Source organism: Lysinibacillus contaminans (assembly GCF_001278945.1).
Taxonomy (GTDB): domain Bacteria; phylum Bacillota; class Bacilli; order Bacillales_A; family Planococcaceae; genus Lysinibacillus; species Lysinibacillus contaminans.
The window spans coordinates 599,792-625,430 of the sequence record NZ_LGRV01000003.1 but is presented as its reverse complement, the minus strand read 5'-3'; the positions used below and the strand labels follow the sequence as shown (position 1 = coordinate 625,430).

The window sequence follows — 25,639 nt, the reverse complement described above, 5'->3', positions numbered from 1 at the left end:
AACGGTATATTACAATGAAGCAGGATAACTGCTTTTTCATTTTTTCGTGTATACTGAATGATAACAACCTAAAAGAAGGGGTATTTTTATGCATCGCGACCAACTTATTGCACTCATCTCTGATAAACTAAAACTAATTCGTACCGAAAAGCAATTTACTCAAGATCAAATGAGTGATTTACTCGGTCTCTCAAAAAAAACGCTCGTCCAAATTGAAAAAGGTCGCATTCAAGCTGGTTGGACCACAACTGTTACTACTTGTGCTCTCTTTCGTGAAAGTTCCATTTTGCAGCATGAACTTGGTGGAGATCCGCTTGAAGTCGTCGATTTAATCGCCAATCATGGTACATTACAGCCAAAAGAAAAAACAATGGGTGGATATATATGGTGGAAAAACATCTCAGAACACAGTGGCTACCGTCTACAGCAAAACGCTATTAGCAATCACTATCGTATTTTAGATACGAACAACTACCGTCTTCTATCAAGCTTTGACGAAGAAATAGCGAAAGAAGCTTGGGCAAAAACCCTACAGAACCCATAAAAAATGCGTGGAAGCCTTTCATTAGACTTCCACGCATTTTTTACACCTCTAATATAACCAATATTACACGATAAAAGCAGCTCTCCACCCCTTTACAACGCTATAGATGACTAAATAATGAAAAGAATCACCCTATCATTAAATAAAAGTAAAAAAGTCGAATTTTGCAAAAATATTCTTTATACTAAATAATAACTGCTCATGTACTGGAAGGGATGCTATTTTATGACACGGATACTGGCCATTAGTGATATTCATGGTGAACTAGGGCTTTTTCAACAACTATTAGTGAAAGTAAATTATAATGCGACACAAGACCAATTATTTTTACTTGGCGATTATATAGATCGAGGTCCTGCTTCAAGTGGAGTTTTAAATTTAGTAGCGGAATTAAAAGCAAATGGTGCGCGTGTATTAATGGGCAATCACGAGGCCATTATGCTAGCCGCCTGTCGTTCTGGTCACCCTAAGCCTTGGATGCACTGGATTACTGTCTGTGGTGGCGTAGAGACCCTTACAAGTTATGGCTATCAGGCACAAGATTTCGAAGAGGCCATTAAAGCAAATGCTTTACCCGCTTTTATTCGTACTTTACCGAAGCTTGAAGAACATTTACAACTTATCGAAACATTTGAAACGTATATTGAATTAGAGGATGCTATTTTTGTACATGGTGGCGTTGTACCCGATATGGCGCCAAAAGATACAGAGAGAAATCAGCTTTTATGGATTCGAGAAGAATTTCATGCAGGCTATCGAGGTGAAAAAACAGTGATCTTTGGTCATACACCGACCTATAAACTGTACCAAGATGCTACAAATTATAGCGTATACTTGGGAGAAAATAATATTATTGGCATTGATGGTGGTGCTGTATTTGGCGGTCAACTTCATGCAATTGAATGGCCAAGTCGTCACATCACCTCTGTTACAAGTGAAAAGCCAACAAGCACAGAATAAGTGCTTGTTGGCTTTTATATATTTAATACAGTTTAAAAATGACCCCTACTAGAGAATAGACAATAACTGTTGTGAATAAAATCGTCATGTGTATTAAGGAGAACACAAACATCTTTGTTGCCCATTTCACCTGATCTTTATTGCTATGATAGCCGTAAATACTCATGATCAACCATGCCACACTTAGTAGTAATGCCACTAACATAATTCCGATACTTATCGAGCCAAATAAGAAGCTCGATAAAATAAGTAGAATTAAATAAAAATTCGTTTGATAGTAAGTACGACGCATTCCTTTAACCACTGGTAGCATTGGTACACTCGCAGCTTCATAATCAGCACGCTTACGAATGGCAATTGCATAAAAGTGCGGCATTTGCCAAATAACCATCACAAAAAAGAGACCGAATAACGCTGGATGTGTAACGTCCGAAGAAACAGCAGCCCAACCAATTAAAGGTGGTACAGCACCCGAGATACTACCCACTTCGGTATTATATATCGTATGACGCTTTGTCCACATTGTGTATGGCACAACGTATAAAAAGACGCCTAGGAAACCGAATAATGCGGCCAATGGTGAAGCTAATGCTAAAACACCTATACCTGCAACAAGCATTACAATTGCTAAAAACAATGTTGCTTTGGCAGTCATTTCTCCAGTTACAGTTGGTCGATTTTTTGTTCGAGGCATAATTGCATCAATATCGCGGTCATACACGTTATTAAAAGCTCCTGCTGCCCCAATAACAAGTGCTGAACCAATAGTCGCAAATAGTATTTCAGGAATATTCTCCTTCAACGACATTTGATTTTTATACATCCCCAGCGCCAAACCAGCCCACATTGGAATTAAATTGGATTTAATAATCCCCGTCTTAACTGTCTGTGCTAAAATATTTGAGCGTGATTGCTTCACTACAGTGATTTCTGCAGATTGTGGATTACGCTCTGTTTTCAGATTTTGTTCCATTCAATTTAATTCCTTTTCTCTATAAATTTCTAGCCGCATTCTTCCCCCGATAGAAAGCGACAATTTTCGCATAATACATATTAAATTATCATTCTACCCCTTTTAGAGCAGGTATGTCTCTATGTTCACATAAAGTACATGATTTCATACTAGTGAAAAGACATGACTCACTCTATGATACCATCGACCGACATGAATTTGAACAGTATTGCCTCGATTCTTACACATTGCTATTCAAGAATAATATTCTGTTCTATACTAGTAGGGATGTTCTTTAAAGATAAAGGAGTGTACAGCACGTGAAATACGGATTTATCGGCCTCGGTAACATGGCCACAGCAATTATAAAAGGCATGTGTAAGAGCGAAGATTTCGAATCATCTTCTATTCATGGCTTTAATCGTACAATTGCCAAAGCAACTACTTTAGCTACCACTTATGGTATTCACGCAAATAATTCTATTGAAGAGTTAATGGCAAATTGTGACGTCATTATTCTAAGCGTAAAACCACAAATGTTACCAGATGTTTTACCTGAAGTGAAGAAACACTTACTAGATCGACATATTATTGTATCTATTGCAGCAGGCAAAAACATTTCTTACTTCCAAGAAAACTTGTCAGCAACGACGCCTATTATCCGTGTAATGCCAAATATTAATGCAATAGTTGGTGCTTCAACAAGCTGCTATACAGCAAGTGAGCAAGTAACAGATGCACAACTACAATTAGTGACATCCTTGTTTGAAACGGTTGGTACTATTATTGAAGTACCTGAGAATTTATTTTCGATTTTCACAACGATTGGTGGCTCTTCCCCAGCATTTACGTATATGTACATCGATGCATTAGCACGGGCAGCTGTGCGTGAAGGCATGCCAAAAAATATGGCCTTAGATATTGCTGCAAATGCAGTACTCGGCAGTGCAAAAATGATCTTACAGTCACAAGAACACCCATGGGAACTTGTCGACCGAGTTTGCTCACCAGGTGGGACAACTATTCAAGGTGTGTCTTCGTTACAAAGTAATCATTTTGAAACAACGATCCACGATGCAGTGGCAGCCGTTACAAATAAAGACCGTAACTTATCTAAATAAGTGTAAAAAGAAGCCGAGACGATTGTGATGATCGTCTCGGCTTTTCAACTATCCATTACTGCATATTCTCTTGTAATCCCTCGGCTAAAAACGCGACGATATCGCGCATATTTTCCGGTGTTACACCATGTCCATCTGGATATTGTTTAAATGTGACATTTGCTCCGAATCGCTCAAAAGTTTCTTTACTTTCAACGCCCCATTGTGGTGGGATGACGTAATCATAATCACCATGCGAGATGAAGATTTCCAGGTGATCCACTGGGCGAATAGCATATTCTTCTGTAACAAATTTGGGTGTGTAACCACTAAGAGCCACTACTCCGCGTATTAAATTACCCATAGAAAATGCTAGTGACTGCGCCAAAATAGCACCTTGGCTAAAGCCGAGTACATACACCTTATTTGGGTCAATTTGATATTCGTCAATGGCCTCTAACATAAAACGTTGTAATGCGACTAACACTTTATCAAAAATGGCACGATCAGGCATACCGATTTCTTGAATCGTGAAGAATGCATATCCTGGTTTTTGTGTAATGGGCCCTCTTAAACTAATAATATGACACTGCTCTTTAAAATCTTGCACTAGCTGAGGAAGATCTTCCTCATTACTTCCCATTCCGTGAAGTAAAAAGATAGCTGGATATTTTTTATTGGGGTCTAAATTAGACGGTTGTGTATGTATAAATGTAAATGGTGAATTCATGGACAAAATTCCTTTCAATTGAACTTACTTCAATCTTATCATATTAAACAATTATCCTGCACAAATGTTGTATTATTAATTTGGCTCTACACCAAAATCTGCACTTGATAGCACATTACACTACAGGCGGACGCTTTCCGTTCCATGTGCTTATAAAAAAGTAGACTTTCTTTTATAGTAAGGACATGTTTTGATAATGACCCATTAATTCCTTACAAGAAAACGCTTTTCAAATAAATAAGACTCCGCTATCTAAGAAGAGAGTCTCTTTACCATTATATTAATCTTGTTTTATTTATAAGGCCATCTGTATGATACGCAATATACCCATTAACAATACGAATTGTTTCCTGCGGGTCGGCATCAAATAAAACCTTTGACTGCTCTGGTGTTGACACAAGTACCGTCAATAAATCCATACGCATCGAATGTCCAGCTGAGCTATAGGCATAATCATAAATAATATCTTCTTCGGTTAAATTTTCTGTTTCATACTGCTTGTGAAAAAGTTCTGTTGCATCATCCATTTGCTCTGCTACTTGCTGACGTACACGCATTTGTTGCATCAGTAACTCTTCTTCAAGCTTTTCCGCCTTCAACCATTCTTTTTGCTCAAGCATTTTCGCAAATTCTCGTTCCCAAGCCTGCTCGTTTTCAGTGAAATATAGCATATTTATCATTAACATATCCCAAAATGCTGTTTGTGACGTTGCCGATTCACGCTGTATCGCAATGGTTTCCTTCAAATGCTGTTCTACTTTTGTAATATTCATATTACGTACTAAGTGATTACATACTTTTTCAATAAATTTATTTGCTACTTCTTGTGCCATCATAAAAACCCGTCCTTTATCTCAACAAATCGTTACGTAACTATCATACCATGATTGTCGAATATAAATAAACGGGCATTGTTTAGCCGCGTAAATGTGGTTGTTGGAATAATAAACTCTTCACAAAGATCATCTTCTGATACTAGCAAGGCAAAGACGATTGGGTTTTCATTCATCGAGTCACTTATTCAATTCCAAAGTTGTTTCATACTTTTTTCCCTTTCTTATTTACCCAATTAAACATCCCCGTTTCAATGTGAAACGGAGATGTTTATGAACCTTATTTTTTTTGCCTGCACTCTTTTATATTTCAATTAATGTAAGTTGTCCTAAAATACTTTGAGCATTATTTTGAATTTCATGAAAATTCTCTTGTAATAACTTTGGTTGTATCGGTTTACTAAATAAATAACCTTGTACTGTTTCACAATTACTCGCCATTAAATAAGCAAGTTGCTCGACTTCTTCAATTCCCTCTGCAACGACGTTTAACTGTAGATGCTTCGCCATTGAGATGATCATCGCCACAAGTGCCTCATCCGTAGAATTCGATTGGATTTTTTGTACAAATGATCTGTCTATCTTTAAACAATCAATTGAAAAATCCTTTAAATATGATAGTGATGAGTAGCCTGTTCCAAAGTCATCAATTGCTATTGTAATCCCCAGCTCTTTTAAATTGCGTAATGCTGTAGTCATTTGGTCAATGTTGATGGTCATACTCTCTGTGATTTCTAACTGCAAACATTGCGGTTCCAACTCTGTTTTCACAAGTACTTCTTGTACCATCTCTACTAAATCCTGCTGGAATAACTGTCCTAACGATAAGTTGACTGCTACTTTCAGTGGCGGCAAGCCTTCTTTCTCCCACAGTTTCACTTGATAACAAGCCGTTTCCAGTACCCATTGTCCAATCGGAATAATTAGCCCTGATTCTTCTGCAATTGGAATAAATGTCCCAGGCGAAATCCACCCTTTTTCAGGATGTTGCCATCGTATCAATGCCTCTACTCCTGTAATTCTCCCTGTCTGCAAATCGATTTGCGGTTGATATTCTAAAAATAGTTCATCATTGTCTAGTGCTTTATGTAAATCGTTCTCTAAAATAAGCTTGTCCGTCATACCACTAGACATTATTAACTCATAATACAGGATACGCGCAGGTATTTTACCCGCTTCAAGCATTGCATATTTTGCATGCATCAACAACTCTTCTTCTGTATTGGCATCTGTTGGGTAAAGGGAAATACCAATATTTAAATTGACGTTAAGTGAAAAATGCTGTAAATGGATAGGCTCTGTCATAATTTCTTGTAATTGTTTACCTAGATGCATCAAAGACTGAGTGTTTTTTTGATCATCTATAAAAACGATAAAATAATCTTCCCTTAAAATACTAAGGATATATTTTTCTGGCAAGAATTTTTGTAATCTCTGTGCAACAATATTTAACATTTGATCTGCATAGGTATTACCAAGCGACGCTTTAATGGTAGAAAAACGATCTACTTCTATCGCCAAAACAGCCTTTTCCGATTGATCTATGTATAAATTCTCCTTTAACTCCTCCAATAAATATCGCTCATTCGGTAAATTCGTAACATCATCGTGGTAGGCCATAAAATGCATCTCTTCTTGTGATTTCTTTAAATGTTCCTGCGTCCTTAACAACTGCTGAAATGGTTTTTCTATGGATGCATAATAAATTGCCCTAAAAAATAGATAAAACGCAGATAACTGAAAAATATGTCCTATGAAATTTTTAATATCGTATACATCAATATAGGTTGTAAATAAGATATCACTAATAATTAAATAGACTGAGCCCCCAAGGAATAACGATATTCTGCTTGGCGCCAATTTATAATTGTTTATCAAAAATAGAATTAAAACTAGTTGAAAAAAAATCGCCATATATTGCAAATTGTTCTTAAGTGCTGTTGGGCCATTACCCTCTTCTACAAGAGGTGGTAAAAAAGGTGTTGGTAAATAGATAAATACAACACAAGCACTTATAAAAAAAAGTGGAATACTAAATATAATCCAACGATAGTATGCATGTATCTTTTTTTCCTTCATACTGAAAATAGCAAGTAAGCCAATAGGTAAAAGTAATCGTGCTAGTATATAAAACCAAGTTGGAGCATAAGTCGTACTTTCCATAATAAAAAACGGCATACCTTTATAAGAGAGCGCATGTACTATTTCAAGTAAACCAATCGTTAAAAATAGCGCACCCAAATACAGGCGCTTATTAGATTGTGCATACGGGGAAATCAACCAAGATTGAATGGCAATTGTAATTGTCACTACAATAATGAGAATTTCAATCATTAAGTGAATCGTCACATAATTATTTTCTCCAAAGACCCCGTAAAATTCGTCACTCCAAAAACCAATAATCGTGAGTAAAATGAGCGTTAATATTAAAAAACGAAGTCCCTCTTTGTAAAAAGATAAGTCTGCCCCAAATTTTCGCATATTTACGTACCTCCATTCTATTTATTTTAAAATTAGAGATGCAATTTGAAATATTTAGTACAGTAACTAATGCTTAAAATAAATAGCTTTATAAGGTTTTATTTCACACTAACATTATAATAATATTACCACGAAATACAATTATTGTAATAATAATTATTAAACTATTCCGGAAATAAAGGTTGTCAGTAAAATGAACGCTTAAAGCAGATTGTTTAGGTTTTCACAAAAATAAAGGCACTATCAAACAACCTATCTTTCGAATAATAATATACTCTTAAAAACGAGGGATTTTAGTAGATTTTTTATAAATTTTACGTAGAAAAGAGTTGTCTCAGTGACTTTTGAGACAACTCTTTTCATTTTACGAAAATACATAACTATCCATATTATCAAGCGTATTTTGAATAGCATCTTTTAACGATAATTGATGTTCGCCACAATGAGCAACTGCCTCTTCTAAAGTTAATGCAGCATTGGCGATAAACGGCGCCATTTGTAAATCTTTCGCTAATTGAATGAGTACCAGCGCTTTGTTCCATTTCCAACGCGCATTCGTAGGATCTAATTGAATCGCTTGCTCTAAATAACCTAGCGCATCAAATGGCATCCATCCAAAGCGGTGCATCGTTTGTCCTGTCATACCCCAGTATAATGCCTTATTTGGGTTCGCTTTAACAGCTTGTGTGAAGCAATGTACACTTTCATTGTAATGGTGTGCAAATAAGAATAGCTCAGCTTGTGTGAAGAAAGACTGTGCCTTTTCATCTTCTGTGCCCGTTGTTGCCACTTCTTCTAGTTCCTTTACACGCTGCGTAAACACCGTTTCGTCTTTTATAGCGCGTATCTCTGTTACCAAGTCAGAAGCAGGATAGCTTTCATCGGCACGCTCTTCCTCTTGCTCCACTACTGCTAGTGTCGGTTTAGGATATGAAGCAAAATCATATTCCACTAATAATGCTATGTATTTATCGGCTAATTCCTTTTCATGTCCATCCGTTACTTGCTTAGCAGCTTCATAGCACTTCATCAGCTCACCATTGTAAAAATAATCATCCATTGTCATACATATTTCCCCCATTATTCACAACTTGTTTTCCGTACGTATAGTATACACTACCAAAACTCATCACAAGAAAATGCTCTGATAAATTAGAAAAATCCCTTACAACTAACATGTAAGAGATCCTGTACTATCTTATTTTAAAACTTCCGCATCAAAAAATGCGCGTAAATCTGCTTCTTCTAAAGCACCTAGGAAACGAGCTACCTCTTTCCCATCTTCAAAACGAATGAATGTTGGTGTTGCTTCAATATTATATTTATCCCATAATTCAGGATATTCAAGAACGTTTAATTGCGCAATGTCAATGCCAAGTTCATCAGCGATAGGCATTAATACAGGTGTAAACGCTTGACAGTGTATACAATCCGGACCGAAGAAATAGGCATTCACATCTTCACCTGCTGCAATTTTCTTTTCAAGTTCATCAGGTAACATAATGTTTTGGTAATTTTCATCATCCAATTGATCAATTGTTTCTTGTTGTAGCTCTTTATCGCCATATGGATTATTTGCGCCTGATAGCTTTTTGTTGTTAGACATATTCGTTAGGACAATCACTGCTGCAAATAACAAAACAATAATAGAGCCAATAATAAGTAGCTTTTTCACTAGATTGTATTCCTCCCTTTTTGACACTAAAACACCCTATTTTTAGTGCATTCGCGATTGATTATAAAGTGTTTTTAATTCATAGTAAACTAATTTGTCTTTTACAATTATCTTTTACATTATTTCATCATAATTCAATTCATTTTTGGAATCCTACTTAATATAAAATCAAAATGAATGTGAAGTGATTTATTGCATGAAATCCTCTATCCAACATATTTTTCAAATTTACAAAACAGATATCAAGAACATTCTAACAAATTGGGTAACAGCGGTCATTATTAGTGGTCTGATCTTTTTGCCTTCTCTTTATGCATGGTTTAACATTTATGCTTCAATGGATCCATATGCAAACACAGCCAATATGAAAATTGCCATTGTCAATGAAGATACGGGAGCAATCGTCAACGGAAAGGATTTAAATGTAGGTAATGAAATAATCACGAATTTAGCTGCAAACGAAAATTTTTCTTGGCATTTTATTTCGAGAGCAGAAGCACTAGATCAACTAAAAGATGGTGACTATTTCGCAGCCATTATCGTACCAAATGATTTTTCGCAAAATTTAACTTCCATTATGACCGATACACCTACTAAAGCCCAGATTGACTATTACGTAAATGAAAAAATTAACCCGATTGCACCAAAAATCACCAGCAAAGGTGCCAGTGTAATTAGAGATCAAATTTCAAGTGAATTTGTATCAACAGTAAATGGAACGATTTTCGATATTTTTAATACAGTTGGTATCGAAGTGGAGAAACAAATTCCTGATATCAATAAATTCGAGAATTATATTTTTTCCATTGAACAACATTTACCCGAAATCGAATCAATACTTACTCAATCAACAAACGATGCAAAAGCAGCACTAAAATTAGTAAATGGTGCCCTAGCGCAAATTCCTGAAGTACAAAAAGTCACAGATACCGGACTTTCCTCTATAGATAGTGGCTTAACACTTATTAATAAAGTAGATACAATGTTGCAGAATTTATCGCCCATTGTCATAGAAAATTCAGCGACGATCCAAAGTATAAAAACTAATTTTAACCAGTTACTTGAACAACTTCAAAATATGCCTTCTAACGGCACTAACGTAAGTCAAATTCAAAAACAACTATTGGAAGCTCAGCAACTTGTAAATAATAGTATTCAATCCATGGAGACCCTACAAAAAGTAACTAGTACTGAATCAGCAGCACGTGAACAACTAGAAAATTCTATACAAAATACAATTACACAATTACAACAAAATACTTCTGAAGAATCGACACAACTAGAGACTAATAAGTTAATTCAACAACTACAATCTGTGCAAAAACTATTACAAACGAATTCAAATTTAGAGGACTACCCTTCCAAATCGCTCACGCAGCTCAATCAATTAAAATCATTATTAACGGAAGTGTCTAACAATGTACAACAGCTAGACACAACAAATGGTAGTAGCGAATCCATCAAAAATGATATTGCTCATTTACAACAAGTTGCACAAAATATTACGGACCATTTAGATCAATTTTTCAACGACTATGTCAATCAATTTGAAACACAAATCAACTCAACTTTAGCTGGGGCAAAAAACACCCTAACAAGTGCCTCTACAATGTTAAATAAAGTCCAAAATGCGATTCCACAAGCAACACAACTGTTAAAAAACACACAAGGGACTTTGTCGACTGCCTCGAATATACTCGATCAAGTTCAACCAAATATTCCAACGCTAAATAAGAAAATTGTTGAACTAGCAGAGGAGCTCCGTACTTTAAACAATGAAGCAGATATTACCGAAATCGTTCAGTTACTAAAAAATGATGTCAATGCAGAACGAGATTTCTTCGAGGAGCCCATTAAATTAGAAGAACACAGAATGTTTCCAATCGCTAATTACGGCACGAGTATGACACCTTTTTACACGGTACTAGCGATTTGGGTTGGCTGTTTATTGCTGATTTCACTTCTTGCGGTAGATATACACCATGGAAAAACATACAGCATACGAGAAGTCTATTTTGGACGCTTACTTACATTCGCAACGCTTTCCTTTTTACAAACAATCATTATTTCAACAGGTGACATTTTATTGTTAGATGGTTCCATTAGTGCTCCACTTTACTTTGTACTATTCTCGCTCTTTATTAGCTTTGTATTTGTTACAATTGTTTACACCCTTGTAACCGTTTTCGGGAATATTGGCAAGGCTTTGGCTATCGTAATGCTCGTCTTGCAAATTGCTGGTTCAGGTGGGACATATCCTGTTGAACTTTTGCCTAAATTCTTTCAAATTATTAATCCATTTTTACCCTTTACGTATGCGATTGAAATGATGCGAGAAGCCGTTGGAGGTATAATTTGGGGGAAAGTTTTTATTGATATGGGTGTTATGTTATTCGTGTGGCTCTTCTTTATTCTTTTTGGTTATTTCTTCAAAAAACTGCTAAGTGAAAAGATGGAGAACTTAATGAGGAAATCCCGAGAATCAAATATATTCCACTAAATGTCTTTAACCTTCTACCAGCAGCCAATCAATCATGTTATAATGTGGGCATTGTATACTTGTAGGAGGTATTATACTTGAAAAAATTAGCATCTATTTTTATGGTATCCTTATTAATTTTAAGTGCTTGTGGGGCAGAAAAAAATACAGCTGAGGAACCAGAAGAACCTGCACAACAAGTAGCTTCACATGAAGGGCACGAACATGCTTCTGGTGATATTCAAGAAGAGACAACAGGTGCAGATGTTTTACCATCTTTTTTAGATAGCCAAAACGAAAATATTCGCTTAGTCTATCAAATCGCTGGACAAACTACTGAAATTTTAGAATGGATTCCTTGCTATTGTGGTTGTGGCGAATCCGTTGGTCATAAAAGCAACTTAAATTGTTTCATTCAAGAAAAACGTGAAGATGGTACGATCGTTTGGGATGACCATGGTACACGTTGTCTTGCTTGTCTTGAAATTGCTTTACAATCAGCGAAAATGCATAAAGACGGCAAGAGCCTAAAAGAAATCCGCGAAGCTATTGATGAGGCTTACAAAGAAGGATACGCAGAACCAACACCAACAAAAATGCCAGTATAACATCAAAGTCGCTAATGCGACTTTGATGTTTTTTTGTCATACTTTTATTTCACAAGTTTTAACACTGTTTTAAAATGTTCATGATCTGCTCTTTGCAGTAGTTCGTATAAAATCATTTCTGTACTCGTAGGCAAAATACCAAGTGCCTGCATTTTTGAAAGTCCTATTTCCTTATTCAATTTCGTACGCGAAGACACCGCATCCACCACGACCTCTACCTCAAAGCCCTGCTCCTTTAGCTGTCTTGCTGTTTGATAGACACAAATATGCGTTTCAATACCCGTTAATATGAATTTCGTACGACCACTCGCTTTGACTGCATCGATAAAGACCTGTTCCCGACATGCGCTAAAATCCATTTTAGCAATCGCTTGACCTTGCATATGCTGTGCAATATCCAGAGCTGTCCCGCCTAAACGACTTGGGTTTTGTTCAAGCCAAAGGATAGGTACGTCTAAAGCTTGCATTGCTTGTACGAGCTTTGAAACATTTTGAATAACTTCCTCACTATTATCTACGATTGTTGCTAGTTTGCCTTGTACATCGATTACAACAAGACAGGCTTCATCTACAGTAAACATTACACAACACTCCCTATTTTAGATTTCTACATTATTATAACGAATTTCACTCTATTTATCATTTTCGTAAAATAGGGAGCCGTTAATATTGCAACTATAGTACTCCAGGTACATTATTTCTCCAACAGTAGATAAAAGGAATCTGCACTTCCATTCTTGAATATTACTTTAAGAACCAATAGGAAGGAGTTACTTATATATGCCTGTATCTGTACTTTTACTTTTTACTGGAGGATTTCAATTATATGACCGCATCCATTTTGGTTGGTTACTAAGTATTTGCCTTGTCGTATCTATATTGACGAGGTATTACCGACAAGCTTCACTGTCTACACGTCTAAAAATACGGAAATCTCTCGCCTGTATCATCTTGGCGATGGAGATTGTAAAAGATTTATATCATGTTTCACAAGGTACTTTTTCATTTTATTATTTACCATTACATTTATGTAGCTTGGCGATATTCATTGTTTTTTGGCACGCATTTCTTCCAACTAAAACGAATAAAGAAATGCTCTATGCCCTGGTGTTTCCAGGTGCACTTGCTGCCCTTATTTTTCCTGAGTGGACGACAACAGCAATCTTTTCCTATATGCATAATCATAGCTTTATCATACATGGCCTTTTAATTGCTTATCCAATTTTGCTCCTTGCTACAGGCGAACTTGTTCCAGATTGGCGTCAATTACATAAGGTGGCAATTGCTTTGTCTATTACGGCGTTCCCAATATATTTCTTTAACAAGTATTACGATTTGAATTTCATGTTTCTGAACACCCCCTCACCCGGCTCTCCTCTTGTTTTACTAGAGCAATGGTTCGGAAATCCTGGCTATTTAATAGGCTTTGCTGGGTTGATTATTGTTGTTTGGTTCGTGATGTATGCGCCTGTTAGTGTCATGAAAAAAGTATTGTATAGGAAGACTCATGTAAGTTGATCTTTATACGTTTTTTATAAATATTTTGCCATCGTGATATCCGTGTTTTTATAACCAACCTTTTCATATAGGGCAATGGCTGTTGTATTGTGTGCAAATACGTGTAGAGCAATTTTATGAATGTCGAGATTTTTAGCGACTTCTTCGAGAACCTTCAACGTTTGATGCCCATATCCCCTACCGCGATATTGTTCAAAAATGACGAAATCCAAAATAAAAGCTGTTTTCCCCAACAATGTTTCACTTAATTGGAACCATAAGTAACCAACTTTTTGACTAGCTTCGGAATTTAGGATGGAAAAAAGATATTCGTTTTCTGTATTCACACCTTTTGGCAATAATCTTTCAAACGCTTCTTTCGATAATTGCTCTGACTCCGCTTTAGCCCAGGCACCTGCTGCAACCTTATCTACTGCGTAGTCGGTAATGGCACTTGCCATATAATCCTCAAAATCAAGGTTGTTCATGTTTTGCAATTGGATCATCTCAATCATCCCCTTCCATTCTTCTTTTAGCTTGTATTCTGATTGCATCAACATTTAAATTTTATACTAATCTACCATACTCGTTCATTGCAAATTGTATGCACCAAAGCAAAAAAGGCTGACTTCAATATAATTGAAGTTCGCCTCTATCTTTTAAACTACTATTGACGCTTTTTCAAAAAAACAATTGGCAATAACAGTAGGATCCAATAAACGATGACAAGACCAATGAATCCGATTATATAATACTTTTCTCCAACAATGTCCTCGAGTAGCACTAAAGGTGTCCCTGCTGGTGGTTCGTTTAAAAACATAAAATTCGTCCCCCACACCACATTCAAGACGTAAATAAGCGGTACGATGATACATAAAAATAAGATTGGTTGCCATATTTTACGAATGGATAGCTGTAACTCTTGTGCTGCTAACATCGTCACAGGATACGCAAACAAAAGAAGATGAAATAAAAAACTATGGAAATGTAAATAATTAAATGCTGATACATCCGTCCAATCTGGTGTTAATAACGACATGAATGCACCTGGCAACGTCAAACAATAGAGCAACATATCTACAGAATGACCTTTCCGAAATGCATGAACAAGTACGATAAAAATGCCCAATCCGCAAAGATGAAATGGCAATGATCCATACCAAAACGCATCTTGCCCTACTAACACTAGATTTTTGATGCCCTCAAGCATCAAAATAACAAGTGCCCATATAATACGAATTTTCCTCCGCTTTTTCAAATCCGCCTGACGATAAATTTTAAACATTATAAAAATAACAAGTGCCGTTAACACCAACCAACTCACATGATACCAATCAAACAATTGGAAGCCATTTTCTAATGATTGAATCGCATCTTTTAGCATACCAAACACCTCGCTGCAATCTAAAAAGGGAATTGATTTTCAATACTCTATTTTATAGATTGTATGGGAATTGTGTGCGTGCCTGGCACGAATATGACAAACAAAATATTTAGAATCCTGTCTTTTCGCAAGGGATTTAAGTTATAATTCCATATAAAGAGTTTTCATTAAACAAACAAGGAGTGTACAATTTTGACACAACGTGCATACAATTTTAACGCAGGCCCATCTGCTCTTCCAGTAGAGGTATTAGAAAACGCCCAACAACAACTAATAAACTTCCGTGATTCTGGTATGTCTATTATGGAGATGAGTCACCGCAGTGCTATTTTCGACGAGGTACATAACGAAGCCATCGCTCGCTTGAAAAAACTTTACGCAATTCCGGAAAATTATGAAGTGTTATTCCTACAAGGTGGGGCAAGCCTTCAATTCACAATGATCCCTATGAACTTCTTACAAGCTGACAAACAAGCAAGCTATATCATGACTGGTGCATGGTCAGAAAAAGCCTTTAAAGAAGCGAAATTTTTCGGCACACCTGTACAAGTAGCAAGTACAAAAGAAAACAAATACCGCAATATTCCTGCGCTTGAAGATATCCAATTCGGTGCTGATGATGCATACGTACACTTAACATCAAACAACACAATTTACGGTACACAATGGAAAGAATTCCCTGAAACAGGCAATGTTCCATTAATAGCAGATATGTCTAGTGACATTTTGTCTAAGCCTGTTGATATAAGCAAATTCGGCATCATATACGCCGGTGCACAAAAAAATCTAGGTCCTTCTGGTGTGACAGTAGTCATTATTCGCAAAGATTTACTAGAAAAAGAGAATGCTAACGTTCCTACAATGCTTAAATACACAACGCATGCAGACAGCAACTCTTTATACAACACACCTCCAACATTCGGTATTTATATGTTAGGTGAAGTATTGAAATGGGTTGAAGAAAAAGGCGGCGTAGAGGCAATTGCAAAGCACAATGAAGCAAAAGCAAAAGTCATTTACGATGCAATCGACAACAGCAACGGCTTCTACACTGGCCACGCAACACCAGAAAGCCGTTCATTAATGAACATTACTTTCCGCGTTGCTGACGAAGAGCTTGAAAAACAATTGCTAGCTGAAGCAAAAGCAGCTGGATTCGTTGGATTAAACGGTCACCGTTCAGTTGGCGGCTGCCGTGCATCAACTTACAATGCAGTGCCATTAGAAGCATGTGAAGCATTACGTGACTTCATGGTTGAATTCCAAAACAAAAATCAATAAGTATAAAAAACGACGAATGATTACAGTTTGTAATCATTCGTCTTTTTCGTATTTAAATGAGATGATCAATTCTACCAATACTTCATTTCTTTAAATGTAACATCCCATAGCCTCACATTTCCTTCAATTGTGATTCCGAGTTCATTTACATCATCTAATGCCACTTCAGAAGAGCCTACTCTGTTTTCACTGTTAATAGAATAGACATCCACCTCTTCACCATTAACAGATATAATGATCTCCCTATTGAAGTCACTCACATTATCAGGAATCCCATAATTTAAAGAAAGTATAATGTCTTTCCCACCTAATTGGTAGGTGAAATTTTTTGCTGTATCACCTTCAGTACTAAAGAAGTTTATTTTTGGTTCGATTTTTTCATCATCAATTTCGAAACTAGGAAGGTTGTCATTCATTATTTCATTAGCATTTAGTCCAAATTCATTTAAAGCTGTAGCCGGTCCTTCTATTTTTGTAAACGCTTTGTTTATCAACTCTGAGAAGCCTATGACTCCGATTGAAAGGATGACAACGGACACACCAGTGACAATAAGTTTTCTCCGACTATTTTTAGAACGAACCCCAATTTTATACGCACAAAAACCTATAGTTGCACCTAGTGTATTTACTATTGCATCCATCAAATCAAAACTTCCTAGAAAAGTAAGCATTTGCAAAGTTTCAAGTACTAGAATTGACAAGAAGAACAATGAAATAAATCTAAAAAATTTACATCGATATAGCATAGGGATCAATATACCAAAAGGAATAAATCCGGCTAAGTTACCAAAGTTAAACAACCACAATTGGAAATATGCCAAATCAGACATAGTCGGAAATTTTAAAGGAATCTCAGTAGGAATAATATAATATTGATACTCATGATTGCCGATTGCACCTATTCTACCGAAACCCAAAAACATAAAGTACAATATCAATGCTGAATAGGCGATTAATATAGTAAAGATTATCTTTTGTTGCTTCGTTTTCATTTTATACCTACCTTACACATTATAAATAGCATAAAATTACTATAACATTCGGTATAGGTAGTGTAAAATTATAGGATAAAAACACCTCTTATTCCTCACATTTATTTTCATTTTCATACCTGAGCATCCGATGGATTATCTTCAACTTTATTCCGTAGTATTGACATATATACACGTAAAATAGGTATGTCTCATTGAAGAAAGCCTTGCCATACCTCTTTCAATAAAAAATTATGCGTCTGGTCTTTACCGATATTCTTAGACAATTCGACCAACAATTTATACTCAATACGCGTTAAATGAACTTTTCCCCACCAACAAAACTTTATTTGTCGAATAATCGATTTAGAGTTCCCCCTCTTAGACAAAGGCTTTTTCAAAACAATGATAATGTAGTGTAAAATAGTTCAGAAGTTAAAGATTCATATTGTGAAACTATGGAGGAATATTTTTGATTGTATACACTGTTCAACCTGAATATCTTTATAAAAAAATGCGAGCGCAAGGATACTTAGAAGGAGATAAGAAATTTGCTATGTTTCCCGGAGCCTACGAATGGATGGTAGGTCAAATGAAAAAGCGCATAGCCAATTGTGGCACAGAAAACTACCCTATATGGTTATGGCAAAGAAGACCAAACAGAAATGAGCGTGCACTTGCAACAAAAGGTGAAAGATGGGTTATTTTAAAATTAGATGTTCCAGAAAATCAAATTTTATGGTCATCATTTGATGAATGGCATAGCGTTCTAAATGATAGTCCAATAACTTATGACGAAAAAGAATGGGATTTTTTTGAAGAAAGAGGATTTCCAAAAGAAGAAGTTGCAAAAACTTGGGAACGATTATTTGACCATAAATGGTTAGCAAGTAGACCGACTGAATGGGCGGGCAATTACAAAGAAAAATGGTTTCAAGGTGTTACACCTCGAATTACAATGGAGCAAGTTAAGAAAGTTTCAAGGTTTATCGGCAAAGGATAATGCCTATAGCTATACGAAAAAGTAAATTAGGTCGGGATTTAAATAGGATAAGGCTGTTTCCCCCGTTTATTGAATAGCAACAATCTTTTAGAAAACAGCCTAGACAAAAAAACGACTCATTCTACTAGAGAAAATGAGTCGTTTTTTTTATTCTGCAAGCATTTCAAGTTTGCATTTCGGACATTTCCCATAAATTTCGAATTTATGGTTTTCTATTTCATAATCAGGCAACTTTTCGCCAAGCATTTCCATCGGACAAATATGGAGCTCTTTAACATTACCGCAATCCATACAGATAAAATGATGATGATGATGCTCTGATTCACAATGCATACGGAAATTACGCTCACCAGATAATTCTGTTTCTTCTAAAATGCCGAGCTTCACAAATGTTGAGAGATTGCGATAAATCGTATCAAAGCTCATACCAGGAAAGTCTTTTTTCAGCACAAGTAATAAATCACGAGCGGTTAAATATTTTTCCGTCTCAGCAAACATATCTAATATTAACTCACGCTTATCTGTTTTTTTATAGCCGTTCTCTTTTAAAATTTCCCACGCTCTTGAAATATTCACAGTGCTTCCTCTCCTTGTTTCGCTGACATTTTTAATGACATTTTCTTACCTAAAATCACTAGTAATAAAATGAGAATCGAAGTAACCACAATCGTGCCGCCTGGTGCTAAATCTAAATAAAATGCACTAACTAAGCCTATTAAAACTGCTGTTTCCCCAAAGATAATCGAATAAATAATTGTTTGTTTAAATCCTTTTGCCAAGCGCATTGCTGCGGCTACTGGTAATGTCATCAGCGACGAGACAAGTAAGATCCCGACAATACGCATACTCGCGGCAATCACAAGTGCTGTCACAATCATGAATAATAAGTGAACCCAGCGTGCTGGTAAACCGCTCGCCTTTGCATATTCCTCATCAAACGATAGCACAAATAATTCTTTAAAGAAGAAGAACAGAAAGGCCACCACAACGACAGCAATTGCCAAAACGACATATAAATCTTGACGTGACACTGCCGATACCGAACCAAATAAATAGCTCATTAAATCCGTACTAAAGCCGCTTGCAAGTGAAATGAAAATCGCACTAATACCAATCCCACCCGACATAATAATCGGAATAGCCAGCTCTTCGTAATGTTTATAGAGACGGCGTAAGCGTTCAATTAAAATCGAACCACTCACAGATGCAAGGATTCCTAAATAAATAGGATTGAGTAATGCAAATGCTGCCACTGACTGGCTTAAATACAAGCTCCCCGCAATCCCAGCTAATGTAACATGTGACAAGGCATCTGCAATCAGTGAGAGCCTGCGGACAACGATAAATACTCCTAAAAGTGGTGCGATGATGCCAATTAATAGTCCGGAGAAAAAGGCATTTTGTAAAAATTCATAGTTAAAAATCGCTTCAATCATTGTGCCTTCTCCTTCTAGTGAATCTTTCTCACAGAATGGCCATACCAAGCTTCTCGCGCATCCTGTGAAATATTATCAAATTCATTTTTGTAGCCGTGGAAGTGAATCGTTTGGTTCAAACACGCCACGTGACTAATACGGTTCGACACTGTATCCACATCATGCGTGACAAGAATCATTGTAATTCCTTGTTCCCGATTTAATTTCACCAGCATATCATAAAATGACTGTACATTCTCATGATCAATCCCAACGGTTGGTTCATCTAAAATAAGTAGCTTTGGCTCACTTATTAACGCCCGAGCAATAAATACACGTTGTTGCTGCCCACCAGAAAGCTCGCCGATATTTCGCTGCATAAAGGCATCCATGCCAACTGCTTTTAATGCTGCTCTCACTTTATCATTTGCATCTCTTGTTGGACGCTTAAATAGCCCTAATTTTTTAGTTAAACCACTTTTCACAACTTCTTGTACAGTAGCTGGAAAACCAGAATTAAAGGCATTGGATTTTTGAGACACATAACCAATCCATTCACGATGTTTAAAAGTCGAGCTAGACTCACCAAATAATTTAATCTCTCCAGACATTGGTTTGAGTAAACCTAAAATTATTTTTAATAGAGTAGATTTTCCAGAACCATTCGGACCAAGTAGCGCTAGAAAATCTCCTTCTTCCACTCGGAAAGAAATGTTTTTTAAGACTTGTGTATAGTCATATTGAAATGACACGTTCTCAATTTCGATTAACGGTTTTTTCATGCATTTTCGCTTCTTTCTAATTCAAAATCATTACGATTTACAAAAATTTAGTATAGATGAAAGTACAGCATTTGTAAAGAATATACGACTAAAAGGAGGCTTCGCTTTGAGTATTCAATTTTTACAGCAACTAGCACAAAGTACGGATAAGGAAATTGTTGCATTTGCACGTGCCGAAGGGTTTGATATTAGCACTTCTGAAGTGAAAAAACTTCGACCTTATTTAGAAAAATTTTCATTTTCTTGGCTCTTTGTCGGTATTCCTAAGGACATTCTTGTAGAGGTCGAAGCTGTTTTAGGAAGGAAACGTTCTCGTCAATTGATAGCACTCTTTACAAAATAATTTATAGGAGCTTTTCAAAACACTAGCTAACCATCATTCAGGGTGAAAACTCCGACTGATGGTTGTTTTGGTTTAATATCTATTAATGTGTATAGGTCCTTGCATTTGTTAATATTAGAGATAATTAGATTTTTTCGTGTGTTGATATATTGTTTTGGTTGTTGGATCAACTCGTTGAATGCTGATATTCTTGTTATGAGCGCTGAATTATCCCGGTGATCGCTGATTTCCTTGCTATGAGTGCTGAATTATCCTGTTGAACGCTGATTTCCTTGCTATGAGTGCTGAATTCTCCTGTTGATCGCTGATTTCCTTGCTACGGGTGCTGAATTTTCCTGCTGATCGCTAAATTACCTCATAACCGTAGTATTATCTTACTCTTTACGATAGAAAATAAAAAACAGCCCGAAGATCAGTTCAAACTGACTTCGGGCTGTTTTATTGACTTATCCGCGTAAGGCATCGATCAATTCTGGTTTGAACTCTCCGCTACGTAGCATATCAATTTCATATTTATATGGTGACGTTTTTGATTTGGCATCGCTATTTAGTGCAACAAATGGTGTTTCTAAAATTTTAGGTACATCCATTAATTGTGGATGATGCACGATATAATGTAGCGCGTCAAAACCAATATGGCCAAAGCCGATATTTTCATGACGGTCTTTGCCTGCACCACGAACATTTTTAGAATCATTGATGTGTAATACTTTAATGCGGTCAATACCGACTATTTTATCGAATTCGTTTAACACGCCGTCAAAATCTTCTACGATATTATAACCAGCATCATGTGTATGACATGTATCAAAGCATACAGATAAACGCTCGTTATTTGTTACACCATCTATAATTTTAGCAAGCTCTTCAAATGAGCGACCACATTCTGTTCCCTTTCCTGCCATCGTCTCTAAAGCGATTTGTACGGGGAAATCCTGTGATAATACTTCATTTAAGCCTTCAATTATTTTTGCAATCCCTGCATCTGCCCCTGCTCCTACATGTGCACCTGGATGTAACACAATTTGCGTAGCTTCAAGTGCTGCAGTACGTTCGATTTCAGACTGCAAGAAATCCACACCTAGACGGAATGTTTCAGGTTTTTCTGTATTTGCTATATTAATAATATAGGGTGCATGCACGACAATATTAGACATACCATTTTCTTTCATATGCAGTAAGCCGTTCATAATATTAAGTTCTGATATCGGCTTACGGCGCGTGTTTTGCGGTGCGCCGGTATAAATCATAAAGGTATTAGCACCGTAAGAAAGAGCTTCCTTACTGGAACCAAGCAACATTTCCTTGCCACTCATAGAAACATGTGAGCCAAGTAACATCTAAACGCCTCCTTATTTTTTACCGCGCGCTTTTATGCGACGTTCACGTTTTTTAATTTTATCCATTTCCCACTTCATGTTACGTTTGTAGCCTGGTTTTACTTTCTTCGGCTTACGTACCAATGCTTTAGCTTTTACATCAATTTCATTTTCATGCTTAACACGATTTTTACGGGCATGACGCTCTTTTAACTCTGTCCATTCACCGTCTTTTACGTCTTTTTGCACAAAAGGAACACCCATTTTTTCGACACGTGCTATTGCATCTTCATCAGACGGCTCGAATAATGTAATTGCAGTTCCCTTATTACCAGCACGAGCTGTACGGCCAACACGGTGGATGAAGAACTCTAAATCTTCCGGAATTTCGTAGTTAATAACATGGGAAATCCCTTGAATATCGATTCCGCGAGCAGCAAGGTCAGTTGCTACGATATATTGATAATCTAGATCACGAATTTGCTTCATCATACGGCTACGTTCACGTGGCGCTAGGTCACCGTGAATTTGTCCACAACGAATACCATTTTCAAGTAAATAGCCCGCTACGTGTTCAGCTGTTTTACGTGTATTCGTGAAAATAACTGCTAAAAATGGATTGATGCCTTCAATTACATCTAGTAAACGTTTGTTACGTGATTTAGAACGAATTGGTACTAATACAAAGTCAATACCTTCTGCCACAGGGCGTTTGTCGTTCATATGCACGTGAACAGGCGCATCCATATATTTTTTCAAGAATGGTTGTAGTTTTTCTGGAATTGTAGCTGAGAACACATACATTTCCAGTTTGTCCGGCATATGTGAAGCAAAACCGTCGATGTCTTCAATAAAGCCCATGTCGAAAGCTAAATCTGCTTCATCCACAACTAAAATTGGTGCAGTATGCACAAATAACGCTTGCTCTTTCACAAGATCACGAATACGTCCTGGAGTACCAACAACGATTTGTGGCTGCGTTTTTAACTTATCAATTGAGCGTTGTTTGTCCGTACCCCCAATAAATAATTTCGCTTGAATATCTGTTCCTTCTATTAACTGATTTAACGCATCGAAAATTTGTTGCGCTAATTCACGTGTTGGTGATGAAATAACAGCTTGTACCTCCTGTTTTGACACATCTACACGTTGCACAATCGGAATTAAGAAACTATGTGTTTTCCCTGTACCCGTATGTGCTTGGCCAATTGCACTTTTCCCTTTAAGAATAAGCGGAATAATTTCCTTTTGAATTGGCGTTGGTTCTGTGAAGCCTAATTTTGCAATTGCATTTTGCAAAAATGGCTGAAAATTATAATCAGTATATTTTGACATAATTCGTACCTCCTAACATCTAACCTATTGTACCATGAATCGTATATTTAAGTGTGTTTACGTACGATAAACACTAATAATTATTATAATATACTTTCAATCCTTAACCAACTTACTTTAAATAGCGATTTAATGCAATGAAAAAGAGTATTTGGACAAATTATCATCAAATAATTTCAAGGACATCCTTTACGAATGGTCTTGTTGAACTTATATTAAATGAAAGGTTATCGAAATACTGCCCTCTTATATTTCAGAAACATAGTCTCGTTCCACTTTACAAACACGTAACGAAAATCGACTATAACACTCTTCTTTTCCACGTTGTTGTGCGATTTGATGTGCAGCATTCGCTTTCCAAGCACCGATATCTTCAATTGTCTCCCAATAAGAAACCGTAATCCCCAGATCTGAATCTCTCGCACTTTCAACTCCTAAAAAACCCTTTTGTAGACTAGCTAATTCATCCATTTTTGATGCCATTGCGCTGTATCCTTTGTCATCGTCTGTACGCTCCGAAGCAAAAACAACTGCATAATAAGGTACAGGAAATGCTTTAGCTAACTTACTCCTCTCTCACAACACTCCTTTTATGTAGAAAATCTATCTAACTTACATAATAGTAACAATAAGAGGTTTAAAATCATATTTGCAATCAACCTCATTACTTAGATTACCATTTTATGACCACTTTTCACTCTAACTGTAGATGACTACTTCGCATAGTGTATTATTTGGTTTTACTGTTTCGTTCAAATGAAGAACAATAGCATGGAAAGATTTCTAATCAATGTAACTGATGAAAAGTCGAAGGAACTTTGCAAGTTAAGAAAACATAAAATAACTGTAGCTATATTCAAGGATGAACTACGTAACTTCAACACATATTTTAATAACTTGAAAGTAAAAACAAAGAATTTACCTAAAACTTTTTTCTAAAATCAGGATTAAGTAAGTTGAATCCGCCTTTTTTACCCTAGAACTAAAAAAAATTAGGCTATATCTATTAAAAATGTTTATTTCAATTAATTTGTTCACAGGTGTTTTCAGAACGATAACATGTGCATTTGCATATCATATTTATAATCAAGACTGTCGTCAATGACAAACTTGCGACGAAAGGAGAACAACATGGTATTTCGACCAAATTATCCGTTTTCTATGTATCCCGGCGCAATGCGTATGCCGATGCAAATGCCCATGCAGATGCCCATGCAAATGCCCATGCAAATGCCGATGTCACCACAATCTTATTTACCTCCTGGTGGGTTTCCTTTTCAACCACGAATCCCGAGTGGTTTACAAATGCCCGGCGGTTTTGCGGGCATGGGAGGGCAAATACCTGGTGGTTTAGGTGCTATGGGCGGACAAATACCTGGTGCTGCGGCAGCTGCTGGTGCAGCAATGCAACCACCATCAAAAATCGCATCATTTTTCCAATCAGCCGATAGCTTGTTTAACTCAGCAAAAACGTATACCCCTTATATCCAACAAGCGATGCCGATGATGAAAAACATCCCGTCACTTTTTAAATTATATAAAGGATTTTCAGGGTTACCCGCAGCTGGAGCAGTTGCAGGCGCTGGAGCTGCCGCGGTAGCTGACGTTGGTGCTTCACAGTCAAGAAGTAGTCGACGTTCATCAACTCAAATTGCACCATCGATACCACTTGAACCCATTCCTTCTAAACCACGCATTTTCCAACCCCCAATATAGTCCGATTGATCCCGCCACTTCCATAAGTGGCGGGATGATTGCAGTTCTAGGATCCTACTTAATAGGTATTTGCATTAAGTAACTCAAGCTGATATCACAGATTTTATAATGGCTAATGGAACTGTATCACGTAGAGCTAAGTGCGACAAAAATATGGAAAGATTGTTTAGCTACGCCGAATCTTAGTAACAGGTACAATTTCTCCGAGTCGTAATTGAATGAACGTTTCTT

At 36.6% G+C, this 25,639-nt stretch carries 25 protein-coding genes and 1 pseudogene; 10 read left to right on the top strand and 16 right to left on the bottom strand.

Annotated elements, in window-relative coordinates; genetic code table 11:
• The first annotated feature begins 88 nt into the window (after positions 1 to 88).
• A complete protein-coding gene (locus AEA09_RS05360; RefSeq protein WP_053582851.1) occupies positions 89 to 544 on the top strand; it encodes a helix-turn-helix domain-containing protein in 456 nt (151 codons plus the stop codon).
• A 225-nt stretch (positions 545 to 769) separates the two neighbouring features.
• Complete coding sequence (locus AEA09_RS05355; protein ID WP_053582850.1) at positions 770 to 1,504, top strand: metallophosphoesterase family protein; 735 nt, start codon at positions 770 to 772, stop codon at positions 1,502 to 1,504.
• A gap of 22 nt (positions 1,505 to 1,526) precedes the next feature.
• Here the strand turns inward: AEA09_RS05355 and cyoE are convergent, their stop codons facing one another.
• On the bottom strand, positions 1,527 to 2,477 hold the full coding sequence (gene cyoE, locus AEA09_RS05350; RefSeq protein WP_053582849.1) for a heme o synthase: 951 nt from the start codon (positions 2,475 to 2,477) through the stop codon (positions 1,527 to 1,529).
• A 299-nt stretch (positions 2,478 to 2,776) separates the two neighbouring features.
• Between cyoE and proC the strand changes: the two genes are divergently transcribed.
• Entirely contained in the window at positions 2,777 to 3,577 is an 801-nt protein-coding gene (gene proC / locus AEA09_RS05345) for a pyrroline-5-carboxylate reductase (protein WP_053582848.1), read from the top strand.
• Between the two features lie 55 nt (positions 3,578 to 3,632).
• Here the strand turns inward: proC and AEA09_RS05340 are convergent, their stop codons facing one another.
• The 5 genes from AEA09_RS05340 to AEA09_RS05320 form a co-directional block, all read right to left on the bottom strand.
• The gene (locus AEA09_RS05340; protein ID WP_053582847.1) at positions 3,633 to 4,286 is read right to left on the bottom strand and encodes an alpha/beta hydrolase; all 654 of its coding nucleotides are present in this window, start codon (positions 4,284 to 4,286) and stop codon (positions 3,633 to 3,635) included.
• 275 nt (positions 4,287 to 4,561) lie between these two features.
• On the bottom strand, positions 4,562 to 5,122 hold the full coding sequence (locus AEA09_RS05335; RefSeq protein ID WP_245622784.1) for a hypothetical protein: 561 nt from the start codon (positions 5,120 to 5,122) through the stop codon (positions 4,562 to 4,564).
• Between the two features lie 300 nt (positions 5,123 to 5,422).
• On the bottom strand, positions 5,423 to 7,600 hold the full coding sequence (locus AEA09_RS05330; protein ID WP_082332571.1) for a bifunctional diguanylate cyclase/phosphodiesterase: 2,178 nt from the start codon (positions 7,598 to 7,600) through the stop codon (positions 5,423 to 5,425).
• A 364-nt stretch (positions 7,601 to 7,964) separates the two neighbouring features.
• The gene (locus tag AEA09_RS05325; RefSeq protein ID WP_053582846.1) at positions 7,965 to 8,666 is read right to left on the bottom strand and encodes an O-linked GlcNAc transferase; all 702 of its coding nucleotides are present in this window, start codon (positions 8,664 to 8,666) and stop codon (positions 7,965 to 7,967) included.
• Positions 8,667 to 8,798: 132 nt separating this feature from the next.
• Positions 8,799 to 9,275: a thioredoxin family protein gene (locus AEA09_RS05320; protein WP_053582845.1), complete on the bottom strand. Its 477-nt coding sequence runs from the start codon at positions 9,273 to 9,275 to the stop codon at positions 8,799 to 8,801.
• Between the two features lie 196 nt (positions 9,276 to 9,471).
• Between AEA09_RS05320 and AEA09_RS05315 the strand changes: the two genes are divergently transcribed.
• Complete coding sequence (locus AEA09_RS05315; protein WP_053582844.1) at positions 9,472 to 11,775, top strand: YhgE/Pip domain-containing protein; 2,304 nt, start codon at positions 9,472 to 9,474, stop codon at positions 11,773 to 11,775.
• 77 nt (positions 11,776 to 11,852) lie between these two features.
• Positions 11,853 to 12,362, top strand: coding sequence for a PCYCGC motif-containing (lipo)protein (locus AEA09_RS05310; RefSeq protein WP_053582843.1), 510 nt, complete (start codon positions 11,853 to 11,855; stop codon positions 12,360 to 12,362).
• 44 nt (positions 12,363 to 12,406) lie between these two features.
• On the opposite strand, the gene AEA09_RS05305 is transcribed toward AEA09_RS05310, so the two are convergent.
• On the bottom strand, positions 12,407 to 12,943 hold the full coding sequence (locus AEA09_RS05305; protein WP_053582842.1) for an isochorismatase family protein: 537 nt from the start codon (positions 12,941 to 12,943) through the stop codon (positions 12,407 to 12,409).
• Positions 12,944 to 13,142: 199 nt separating this feature from the next.
• Here AEA09_RS05305 and AEA09_RS05300 point away from each other — a divergent pair, with 199 nt between their 5' ends.
• Positions 13,143 to 13,880 (top strand): YwaF family protein, encoded by a 738-nt coding sequence (locus AEA09_RS05300; protein WP_053582841.1) that lies wholly within the window; start codon positions 13,143 to 13,145, stop codon positions 13,878 to 13,880.
• A gap of 14 nt (positions 13,881 to 13,894) precedes the next feature.
• On the opposite strand, the gene AEA09_RS05295 is transcribed toward AEA09_RS05300, so the two are convergent.
• Positions 13,895 to 14,347 (bottom strand): GNAT family N-acetyltransferase, encoded by a 453-nt coding sequence (locus AEA09_RS05295; protein ID WP_053584619.1) that lies wholly within the window; start codon positions 14,345 to 14,347, stop codon positions 13,895 to 13,897.
• A 179-nt stretch (positions 14,348 to 14,526) separates the two neighbouring features.
• On the bottom strand, positions 14,527 to 15,243 hold the full coding sequence (locus AEA09_RS05290) for a YwaF family protein (RefSeq protein ID WP_053582840.1): 717 nt from the start codon (positions 15,241 to 15,243) through the stop codon (positions 14,527 to 14,529).
• 192 nt (positions 15,244 to 15,435) lie between these two features.
• Here AEA09_RS05290 and serC point away from each other — a divergent pair, with 192 nt between their 5' ends.
• Positions 15,436 to 16,524: a 3-phosphoserine/phosphohydroxythreonine transaminase gene (gene serC / locus AEA09_RS05285; RefSeq protein WP_053582839.1), complete on the top strand. Its 1,089-nt coding sequence runs from the start codon at positions 15,436 to 15,438 to the stop codon at positions 16,522 to 16,524.
• Between the two features lie 71 nt (positions 16,525 to 16,595).
• Here serC and AEA09_RS05280 read toward each other — a convergent pair whose 3' ends face one another.
• Complete coding sequence (locus AEA09_RS05280; RefSeq protein WP_053582838.1) at positions 16,596 to 17,516, bottom strand: VanZ family protein; 921 nt, start codon at positions 17,514 to 17,516, stop codon at positions 16,596 to 16,598.
• A gap of 451 nt (positions 17,517 to 17,967) precedes the next feature.
• On the opposite strand from AEA09_RS05280, the gene AEA09_RS05275 reads away from it, so the two are divergent.
• A complete protein-coding gene (locus AEA09_RS05275) occupies positions 17,968 to 18,498 on the top strand; it encodes a DUF3841 domain-containing protein (protein ID WP_082332570.1) in 531 nt (176 codons plus the stop codon).
• A gap of 147 nt (positions 18,499 to 18,645) precedes the next feature.
• Here the strand turns inward: AEA09_RS05275 and AEA09_RS05270 are convergent, their stop codons facing one another.
• Genes AEA09_RS05270 through AEA09_RS05260 form a run of 3 tightly spaced genes read right to left on the bottom strand, consistent with a single transcriptional unit; the run spans position 18,646 to position 20,695 of the window.
• A complete protein-coding gene (locus AEA09_RS05270; RefSeq protein ID WP_053582837.1) occupies positions 18,646 to 19,074 on the bottom strand; it encodes a Fur family transcriptional regulator in 429 nt (142 codons plus the stop codon).
• Entirely contained in the window at positions 19,071 to 19,934 is an 864-nt protein-coding gene (locus AEA09_RS05265; protein ID WP_053582836.1) for a metal ABC transporter permease, read from the bottom strand. The genes AEA09_RS05270 and AEA09_RS05265 overlap by 4 nt, the downstream gene beginning before the upstream one ends.
• Before the next feature lie 14 nt (positions 19,935 to 19,948).
• A complete protein-coding gene (locus tag AEA09_RS05260) occupies positions 19,949 to 20,695 on the bottom strand; it encodes a metal ABC transporter ATP-binding protein (protein ID WP_053582835.1) in 747 nt (248 codons plus the stop codon).
• 106 nt (positions 20,696 to 20,801) lie between these two features.
• Between AEA09_RS05260 and AEA09_RS05255 the strand changes: the two genes are divergently transcribed.
• Entirely contained in the window at positions 20,802 to 21,038 is a 237-nt protein-coding gene (locus AEA09_RS05255) for an endonuclease IV (RefSeq protein WP_053582834.1), read from the top strand.
• 446 nt (positions 21,039 to 21,484) lie between these two features.
• On the opposite strand, the gene AEA09_RS05250 is transcribed toward AEA09_RS05255, so the two are convergent.
• From AEA09_RS05250 to AEA09_RS05240, 3 genes and pseudogenes are all read right to left on the bottom strand, one after another.
• A complete protein-coding gene (locus AEA09_RS05250) occupies positions 21,485 to 22,378 on the bottom strand; it encodes a deoxyribonuclease IV (protein ID WP_053582833.1) in 894 nt (297 codons plus the stop codon).
• 12 nt (positions 22,379 to 22,390) lie between these two features.
• Positions 22,391 to 23,692, bottom strand: a complete 1,302-nt coding sequence (locus tag AEA09_RS05245; protein ID WP_053582832.1) for a DEAD/DEAH box helicase — start codon at positions 23,690 to 23,692, stop codon at positions 22,391 to 22,393.
• A gap of 246 nt (positions 23,693 to 23,938) precedes the next feature.
• Positions 23,939 to 24,244: pseudogene (locus tag AEA09_RS05240) on the bottom strand (antibiotic biosynthesis monooxygenase family protein); the annotation flags it as partial.
• A 579-nt stretch (positions 24,245 to 24,823) separates the two neighbouring features.
• Between AEA09_RS05240 and vrrA the strand changes: the two are divergent.
• Positions 24,824 to 25,408, top strand: coding sequence for a VrrA/YqfQ family protein (gene vrrA / locus AEA09_RS05235; protein WP_053582831.1), 585 nt, complete (start codon positions 24,824 to 24,826; stop codon positions 25,406 to 25,408).
• Positions 25,409 to 25,639: the final 231 nt, after the last annotated feature.

Excerpts from the sequence above, each read along its gene's own strand:
- AEA09_RS05305 (WP_053582842.1), bottom strand. The coding sequence starts at position 12,943 with ATGTTTACTGTAGATGAAGCCTGTCTTGTTGTAATCGATGTACAAGGC.
- AEA09_RS05315 (WP_053582844.1), top strand. The coding sequence starts at position 9,472 with ATGAAATCCTCTATCCAACATATTTTTCAAATTTACAAAACAGATATC.
- AEA09_RS05245 (WP_053582832.1), bottom strand. The coding sequence starts at position 23,692 with ATGTCAAAATATACTGATTATAATTTTCAGCCATTTTTGCAAAATGCA.
- AEA09_RS05325 (WP_053582846.1), bottom strand. The coding sequence starts at position 8,666 with ATGACAATGGATGATTATTTTTACAATGGTGAGCTGATGAAGTGCTAT.
- vrrA (WP_053582831.1), top strand. The coding sequence starts at position 24,824 with ATGGTATTTCGACCAAATTATCCGTTTTCTATGTATCCCGGCGCAATG.
- AEA09_RS05290 (WP_053582840.1), bottom strand. The coding sequence starts at position 15,243 with ATGCTAAAAGATGCGATTCAATCATTAGAAAATGGCTTCCAATTGTTT.
- AEA09_RS05265 (WP_053582836.1), bottom strand. The coding sequence starts at position 19,934 with ATGATTGAAGCGATTTTTAACTATGAATTTTTACAAAATGCCTTTTTC.
- AEA09_RS05295 (WP_053584619.1), bottom strand. The coding sequence starts at position 14,347 with ATGAACAACCTTGATTTTGAGGATTATATGGCAAGTGCCATTACCGAC.
- AEA09_RS05355 (WP_053582850.1), top strand. The coding sequence starts at position 770 with ATGACACGGATACTGGCCATTAGTGATATTCATGGTGAACTAGGGCTT.
- cyoE (WP_053582849.1), bottom strand. The coding sequence starts at position 2,477 with ATGGAACAAAATCTGAAAACAGAGCGTAATCCACAATCTGCAGAAATC.
- AEA09_RS05260 (WP_053582835.1), bottom strand. The coding sequence starts at position 20,695 with ATGAAAAAACCGTTAATCGAAATTGAGAACGTGTCATTTCAATATGAC.
- AEA09_RS05330 (WP_082332571.1), bottom strand. The coding sequence starts at position 7,600 with ATGCGAAAATTTGGGGCAGACTTATCTTTTTACAAAGAGGGACTTCGT.
- AEA09_RS05300 (WP_053582841.1), top strand. The coding sequence starts at position 13,143 with ATGCCTGTATCTGTACTTTTACTTTTTACTGGAGGATTTCAATTATAT.
- AEA09_RS05360 (WP_053582851.1), top strand. The coding sequence starts at position 89 with ATGCATCGCGACCAACTTATTGCACTCATCTCTGATAAACTAAAACTA.
- AEA09_RS05280 (WP_053582838.1), bottom strand. The coding sequence starts at position 17,516 with ATGAAAACGAAGCAACAAAAGATAATCTTTACTATATTAATCGCCTAT.
- AEA09_RS05335 (WP_245622784.1), bottom strand. The coding sequence starts at position 5,122 with ATGATGGCACAAGAAGTAGCAAATAAATTTATTGAAAAAGTATGTAAT.
- AEA09_RS05340 (WP_053582847.1), bottom strand. The coding sequence starts at position 4,286 with ATGAATTCACCATTTACATTTATACATACACAACCGTCTAATTTAGAC.
- AEA09_RS05250 (WP_053582833.1), bottom strand. The coding sequence starts at position 22,378 with ATGTTACTTGGCTCACATGTTTCTATGAGTGGCAAGGAAATGTTGCTT.